Below are 7896 nucleotides of genomic sequence, written 5' to 3' on the forward strand. Positions count from 1 at the left end.
TTATAGTTCTTTAGTGTTCGCGTATACACGCCATCTGTCGATCAGCTGCTGCATATCGGAAGGAATCTCGGAATCGAAAAACATCTCCTCTCCCGTAGTAGGATGAACGAACCCCAACGTCTTAGCATGCAAGGCCTGACGTGGACAAATAGCGAAACAGTTTTGCACGAACTGTTTATATTTAGTAAAAGTTGTTCCTTTCAAGATATCATGTCCGCCATACCGCTCATCGTTGAAAAGCGTATGACCGATATATTTCATATGTACACGGATCTGGTGCGTGCGCCCCGTCTCCAGACGGCACTCCACCAAACTCACGTAGCCCAAACGTTCCAATACGGTGTAATGGGTGACGGCAGTCTTGCCTTGATCGCCTTCCGGGAAGACGGTCATTTGCATACGGTCACGAGGATCACGACCGATATTTCCCTCGATACGCCCCTCATCCTCTTGAACGATGCCCCATACCAAGGCACGGTATTTACGTTTGGTTGTCTTGTTGAAGAACTGCAGGCTTAGGTTACTCTTGGCCTCCGGGCGTTTAGCCACCACCAATAAGCCCGACGTATCCTTATCGATACGGTGTACCAAGCCTAAACGAGGATCGGAAGGATCATAATAGGGATCATCCTTCAAATAATAAGCCAAGGCATTCACCAACGTACCGGTATAATTACCATGACCGGGATGTACGACCAAGCCTGCCGGCTTATTCACCACCAGCAAATCATCGTCCTCATATACTATATTCAAAGGGATATCTTCGGGGATAATCTCCAGTTCCCGGCGTGGGCGATCCATCACGATAGAAACCACATCCAAAGGTTTCACCCGGTAATTACTTTTCACCGGCTTATCGTTCACCAAGATGCAACCCGCCTCAGCCGCCAATTGGATGCGATTACGGGTAGCGCCCATCATACGGTCTACCAAGAACTTATCCACCCGGAGCAGGGATTGCCCCTTGTCCGCTACGAAGCGGAAATGCTCATACATCTGGCTCGACGATGTTTCGTCTTCTTCCGGCATCAACAGGTCGTCTACCTGTTCATCATCCATATCGTCCAAAAACTCGTCCATTCCCTTAAAACCAGTTTTCTATATCACTATCCAATGGTTCTACCGGAATACTATCCAAAGCCAATGAGTCGGGAAGCATATTCGGATCGCCACTGCTTACTTTCAATACCAGATGAGCGGTCAACGGTACATGTTCCCCTTTGAGCAAGGTACGCCCGTTTAACTCCACCCCCATCGCCAAATCTTTATAATCGCCCGGCACATACTCTATCTCGACCGACGAGAAGCCACGGGCCCGCAGCAAGGCATACGCCTGACGGAAAGATAAGTCTTCCACCTCCGGTATCACGGCCATCTGGGAGGTCAACGCGTTAATCGTAACAAAGACGATCCGCCCCTCTTTCACCTTCGATCCGACACCGGGAACCAACTCCACGATGGAGCCCGGAGCCACATCTTTCGAGAATACGGAATCGATCACGTTATAGCGTAGCTTATTATTCCCGAAAAACTCGGCGGCGTCCTCTAGCTTCATTCCTTTCACGTCCGGGACGACCACCGCTTGATTATGGCGGGTATAAGAATCCAGCCACGCCAGTACGCCATAAACAACGCCGCACGACACGACTATCACCAACAAGAGATTGATGACAAACGGATTCTTTATCAGTTTTACAAAAAAGTTACTCATTTCACGTATGTATTTGTAGGCGGTTCAAAAGTAGAAAAAAAACGGCATATAGACCAATACCCACCAGAACAATACTACAAAAACAAAGAAAGTAAAGGCTTTTTAGGAAAAAACCTCTACTTTCTTTATAAATCTTTAGAACGTGACTAATTATCCGTTGTATTCGTCAGATACCGTTAATTTAGCTCTGCCTTTAGCACGACGAGAAGCTAATACTCTACGGCCATTAGCGGTAGCCATTCTAGAACGGAAGCCATGCTTGTTCTTTCTTTTTCTGTTGGAAGGTTGGAATGTTCTTTTCATCTTTCTATATTATTTATTATTATTCGCATACTTATTCGGGCTGCAAAGATAGAGCCTTTTTTTTAATAAACAAAGGGTTGCGCAATTTTTTACAAATTCTCTATCTCTTGAATCGTCAAGCCAGTACTTTTCATTATCCATCTTTCGCCACATCCAATAAGACCATCGCCCTTCAAATTCGTACCAATGATCGCAACTAGCTTTATCAGACAAGTTAGTTAATTAAAATGCCGAAGTAAGTTAACTTCAACGCCCAACGGAGTTAACTTACTTTTTTACCATGCAAATCTCCCCCAATAGGAGAAACAGATAGCTTTTGGGCATCTTCATCGCTAATGCGCAAATGGTATATGATGTAAAGGCCGGGGAGGAGGTGTAGCCTACGTGTAAAACTAATTCAATCCATTGTGTGCTACACGCTCCCCGAATCCGTCATTCACATGATGGATGGGACCCTATTATCTCTCTAGAATAATCTTAGTATTAGTTTTTAAGGTATTAATATTCATTGTTTTCTTTCTTTCACTCCAGCCAGAACCGGGATCATAAGTCAAATTAAAATTAGTATTTGAGTTAAATGTATTGTTGTAGAACAAAACATATCCACCCTTCCCTGTTATCATTACTCTCACGTTATTATTACTTACAGAAATTTCTCCAGACTCTGGTATTTCTATTGTCCCATTTCCATAAGAACCTTCATAATACATTTTTCCTGTAATCAGACTCATGCCATTTGCAGAGAGTATGATATCCAAACCGGAGGACTGTTGATCCACAGATCCAGATCCCTCAAATATCATTCCATTAACCGTATAAGAAAAAGCTATATTTCCACTGTAATTCCTAGGTATCTCCAAAGAATAGGCTCCATTATCTCCAACTATGAATGTTCCCACCTTAGATCCTGCCGTATAGCTTACGGACTCACCCTTACGAATATTCCAATTATTGCTTGTTGTACCAAATTTGATTGTTCCCGTAATAGATCTAGGACTGATTCTAGTATATGTCAAATCAGTAACCGGGTCAAACAACTCAGACTTCAAAATCACGTCACTCTCCGCTTCATTCGATGTATTCGTCTTAAATCGGATAATCTTCTCGTCGGTATTAAACACTTGATCCGTATAGACATAATACCAATCACCTTTTCCAGTTGTTTCCAAACGAACACCAGATTCTACCGCATACAGTTTTTTAGTGTATATCTTATATTCTATTGGGAATAAAGACTCATCAACATCTTCCGGTATCGAAAATTTCAGATAAACATCTTCTTGCTGACCGGCACTGATCTCATTTGTTCCAGTACCAACTTTCACATTTTCAAATCTCGGATTTATAAAGTCATAAGGGGGACGTAAGACCAATTTAATCTTACGCTGCAAATTACCTCCTACCACGTAGAAATACGCTATTTTCTCACCGGAGCCAGGAGCCGGCTTTATATTGGCTGTAATCGTTATCGTCTGATTGCCAGAAGGTATCCAAGAAGGATAACTTAAGTTGCCATCTACGACATCCGACATTCCCTCATCCGGAACCACACTCAACTGCCCTGCTCCCGCATATGTCGCAGTCATCGACAATGTGTTAGAAGCCCCCGTAAAAACGAATGTCGTCTTTGTAACATTCAAGGCCTCGCCATCATAAGTTATATTCGGATACTTTTCCATAATAGCCGAGGCCGTGATATTATTATCCGCTATCACATTTTCATCTATAACCTCAGCCCACGTAGCTCCTTTTCTGGAAACGCTCTTGACCGTTATATTAAAGGCATAATTACGAACGACATCATAAACACGAGTTACCTTATCATTCTCATCCTTTACGGCAAGGTCAATCTTATAATATGTATAGGTATCGTTACCAGCAAATTGCGCCTTAATAATAACAAAAGTCGCTTTCTTATCTTGGTTGTAATGTTCAAAAGTATACACAGATTCACCCGACTTCGCATATTTACTAGCATCTGGCTCATTCTGGGGCGCATAAAAATCTTGATTTGGAATATTCAACTTTCCCGCATCTTTATAACCGATAGATGCCAACTGTGATTCATTATAAATGAGATAAGAAACATTTTTCAATTTCACAGCTGCCTCCGATGAGAGATTCAGCGTTATTTTGGCCCAGTTTCGTAGTAGTTCAACATTGTTGTTACCAGCATCTTCTAGATTATTGCTTATATTTTTCGCAGGAATTTCACTAAAAGTTCTCTTTCCCCAAAAGATTTGCTTATCTGTCGCTAACGAGGCCATTCCGCTTTCTTGGGAAGGGGTTAACGTTCCGTCATTGGCGACAAAATGGATGGTACGGGTTTCTTTTGAGATAGTAGCCGTATATCCATTGCCAGAAACCTCTGCCTTTACGACTGGAGATATAAACTCTCCGTTCTCCTTAAACGTATATAGATATAAGGACTCAACGCCTTTCTCCACATCCCCGGTCGCTTTCGTAATCTCAAGAGCATTCGGAGCATCTACAGAGAATGAAAGAGAAACCATTGATCCATCTGTCGGCTGAATTTCTATTTGTTCTATTTCCTCTGTCGCACATGAAGCGAGCAACAGCAATACAGAAAATAGAGTATATAATCTTTTTATCATAATTAGAGTTATATTAAATTAGTATATATCATAAACACAGCGAGCTCCACCATTACCGCTAAGTACTGTATTTGCATTACTAGCGCTATTAGATGTATTTTTCCCAAAATCATAATACCAAGGCTTTCTTGCTCCCCAATATTGACTACTTTGATTAAACAAATAATCGATTGCAGGAGAAGCTTCTTGTATTACATCCATAAATTTAAGTTCTGCTAATGTCGGCATTCTCCATTTGCCGGGAGGATAAGTCGCGCTCTTCCCTGTCTTCTTCGGATCTAAAGTCTCCCAATATGTAAGACATCTATCATGTGCCATTTGCCATGTATACGTACCTGCCGAAACTGCCGCATACCTTGATGCCGCAATAAAACGAGGAGAGATCATATTATTAGAAAGTTCATCATTCTTTGTCTCCACTTTTCCATTTACGATATGAGAAGGATCACCAATAATCCAATCTCCTGCAGCAATAGTTGTAATTGTAAATAAATTAGGATTTTTAGAATAGTCTGCACTTGAATCATGATTACCACCTTCTGATTTTTGTCCTGTCAGATATTGAGGCGGATACTGATCCACTGCAATTCCTAATACTTTCAAACCCTCTGCATTATGAACTCCAAAAACAAATTGCTTTGGGAAATAATTCTCTGGTAATTTACTCGTAATTTTGATATATCCACTCTTTCCTAAATCTCCTATTATAGACGGATACTGCTTATCTCTATTATCATAGTATCCTGTACCTTTAGTAATAACATTTCCTTTTAACTCATACTTTTCATAAGTCGCATAAGATGGTTGATCAATCGTAATATTCGAGCTAGAAGCAAACTCAATCTTATACTCACTGATATTCGCCATCACCACCTTAGTCTCCCTCACGAACAAATACTTCAAATCTGCAATAACCACATCCACGACAAACTTTTCCACGCCTTCCCACGGTGTTGTAGATACCGTAAAGTTGATTCGTTGTGTCTTCATGGATATTTTACCTGTAAGCTCATATCTATTACCATGTATGATACCATTTGTCGTACATCCTTCAAGCTCTTTTGTCGGATTAAAATCCTCATATTTATATGAACGGTCTTTTTCTTCCTCGATTATATCCCCTTTTGTTACGTTTTGAATGGTCATATCCTCATTAAAAGTTGTCGTAACTTGTATCTTTTGTAAATCACCCGTCACATATATAGACAATGGGCTTGTTGTCGTATTCAACTTCTCATAGGTATAGAAAGGTAGTGCAACCCCGTTTTGCAAGGTAACCACTTTACCTGTAGAGAGAGCATTATCATATCGGTTATTTCGATCAAGCAAAAGCAAATCTGATTTCTGATTAATATTATTGACCGTAAGTTTAGTTACGGAATAGAACCATTGGTTGGTTACTTTTGTATTACTTGTCCCAGAAATAGTCTCCGGCTCTTCATCTACCGTAAACTTCATATCGATGCGTGCCGCTAATTGCGTCATCGGAACACGTATACTTGTCACAGTCGTATTCAGCTCATACGAAGGCAACTCTCCGACCTTTACCAAATTTGAAGCATCAAAAGTTCCACCTGAAACGGTTTCCGACAAACCTTTCAGGTTCTCATAAGTAGTCGTTTCCAATCTAGCCAAGTCCTCATAATGCGTTGAATTCGCAATCGCTACGATACGAACCTTACCTGTCTTTGCTTGTATATTATCAATTTTATAAGCAATCAATGTTTTTCCATCAATCGTTACGGTAGAATTGGAAATTCCCCCGTCAAACGCTACAGACTTGTACTCCAAGCACTCACCCACAGTTCCATTCGCCTCATTGAATATAGCGACCACAACATTATTCACTTTTACCTCATCCTCCGTCGAATATGTATACCCTTCAGCGATATCCCCTCCAGCTTTCGTCATCGCTGTCACTTCTCCCAAAGTAAGAGTCATAGAGAATGAGATATCCCGCCCGTCCTCATTTCCTCGCTGAACTTCTTCTTCCGAGTTACAGCTCGTGAAAAGCAGTCCGACAAACAGCACTGATAATATATTCCTTATTTTCATAATCTTGTATTTTTATTTTACCCGTTTACACTTTAATTATCTTCCATAGGAATGGATATGGTATTATTCAACCAATCTCTTGTATAGCAAAGTAGTTCTGTCTCGACCTTATCTCCAATAATAGTCATATTGACAACCAAGCGATAAACATATCCGGATTTTACACCATGCAAAATATTCCCCTCCTTATTGATCACAAACTGCCTTGTCGTTCTTTCCTCGCTATTTCCGACCTTAAACCGGACTTGTATTTTCACTTGATCACTTTCTGCTGCCGCCAGATTCCGGAACGAGTAAAAAGACAATACATTTTTATTCTCTACAAAAGAATAAGTTGACGGAAGCTCCGATACTCCATCATATACCTCCACATTACACGTCTTATTCTCCTGCAAATAAGTCGCATTTTTATGAGTTTGCTCATTTGTCGTATAACTCTCAGGATTCAAGTTCAACAGATCCACTCCTGTAACAGTAATCTTCTCTTGAACAGATGCTCCTTGAAAACCAGAAACATTAAATTCCGCAAGTTCTATACGAGCGGTTAGCTGAGAAAGAGGGACTGGACCAACTTCTAAAGGTTTTTCCAATGCTTCCCTAATTGTCGCATAACCGGCAAAGTTGGAATCAAAATTGATATTCATTTTCCCTACTTTAACTAAAGCATCCTTATTATCCTGTATTATATCGTTTATATCACTTTCCGATTGACAACCCGCAAACGATTTAGAGCTATTAGCGATTACCATTACGGAGTAAGGGCTAGGCTTTTTCACTTTCACGATTACTTTTGCCCAGTCATCTTCCGTGCCGTTTTTCTTTTTAACGATATAATTCTCGCTATTTACAAACAGCCCTTCCATTATCGAATTGACTTGCCCACCCTCAAAAAAAATCAATGTACAATTATCAATCTTTGCCTCGTCCATGGAAGCAGGCAATGTCCCTGCGCCAGACAAGGATTTTGTCTCCAAAGAAAAAAGAGAAACTTTCATAGAAAGGGCAACCTCTCCCTCCTCTATCACAACACTCCCCGAATGTCCTTTCTCTATATCCCTCAGCGCATCATCATCCATTGAGCACGAGACCGCCAGCAGTAACAAGCAGATACTTGAGATTATCGTCTTTATTTCCATATTCTTATATTTATTCGTTCAACTTCCTTATTCTTGATAAAAGACATTAAGATGGATTGAGTTCAGATAGGACTAA

Annotated in this window: 6 protein-coding genes; all 6 read right to left on the bottom strand. The window is 40.8% G+C overall.

The window, feature by feature from the left end:
- The 6 genes from D7V92_RS19390 to D7V92_RS19415 all read right to left on the bottom strand — a co-directional run bounded on the left by D7V92_RS19390 (window position 1) and on the right by D7V92_RS19415 (window position 7820).
- The gene (locus tag D7V92_RS19390) at window positions 1-1080 is read right to left on the bottom strand and encodes an RluA family pseudouridine synthase (protein WP_005861030.1); all 1080 of its coding nucleotides are present in this window, start codon (window positions 1078-1080) and stop codon (window positions 1-3) included.
- A 4-nt stretch (window positions 1081-1084) separates the two neighbouring features.
- Window positions 1085-1711 carry a PASTA domain-containing protein gene (locus tag D7V92_RS19395; protein WP_005861027.1) on the bottom strand — a complete coding sequence of 209 codons (627 nt, stop codon included), beginning with the start codon at window positions 1709-1711 and terminating at the stop codon, window positions 1085-1087.
- Window positions 1712-1861: 150 nt separating this feature from the next.
- Window positions 1862-2014: a 50S ribosomal protein L34 gene (gene rpmH, locus D7V92_RS19400; protein WP_005633099.1), complete on the bottom strand. Its 153-nt coding sequence runs from the start codon at window positions 2012-2014 to the stop codon at window positions 1862-1864.
- Window positions 2015-2472: 458 nt separating this feature from the next.
- Complete coding sequence (locus D7V92_RS19405; protein ID WP_233572880.1) at window positions 2473-4629, bottom strand: hypothetical protein; 2157 nt, start codon at window positions 4627-4629, stop codon at window positions 2473-2475.
- Between the two features lie 18 nt (window positions 4630-4647).
- Window positions 4648-6684 (bottom strand): fimbrial protein, encoded by a 2037-nt coding sequence (locus D7V92_RS19410; RefSeq protein WP_121773566.1) that lies wholly within the window; start codon window positions 6682-6684, stop codon window positions 4648-4650.
- Window positions 6685-6716: 32 nt separating this feature from the next.
- A complete protein-coding gene (locus D7V92_RS19415) occupies window positions 6717-7820 on the bottom strand; it encodes a hypothetical protein (protein WP_005866603.1) in 1104 nt (367 codons plus the stop codon).
- Between the last annotated feature and the right edge of the window lie 76 nt (window positions 7821-7896).

It is taken from the genome of Parabacteroides sp. CH2-D42-20, assembly GCF_003670185.1.
GTDB classification, from domain to species: domain Bacteria; phylum Bacteroidota; class Bacteroidia; order Bacteroidales; family Tannerellaceae; genus Parabacteroides; species Parabacteroides distasonis.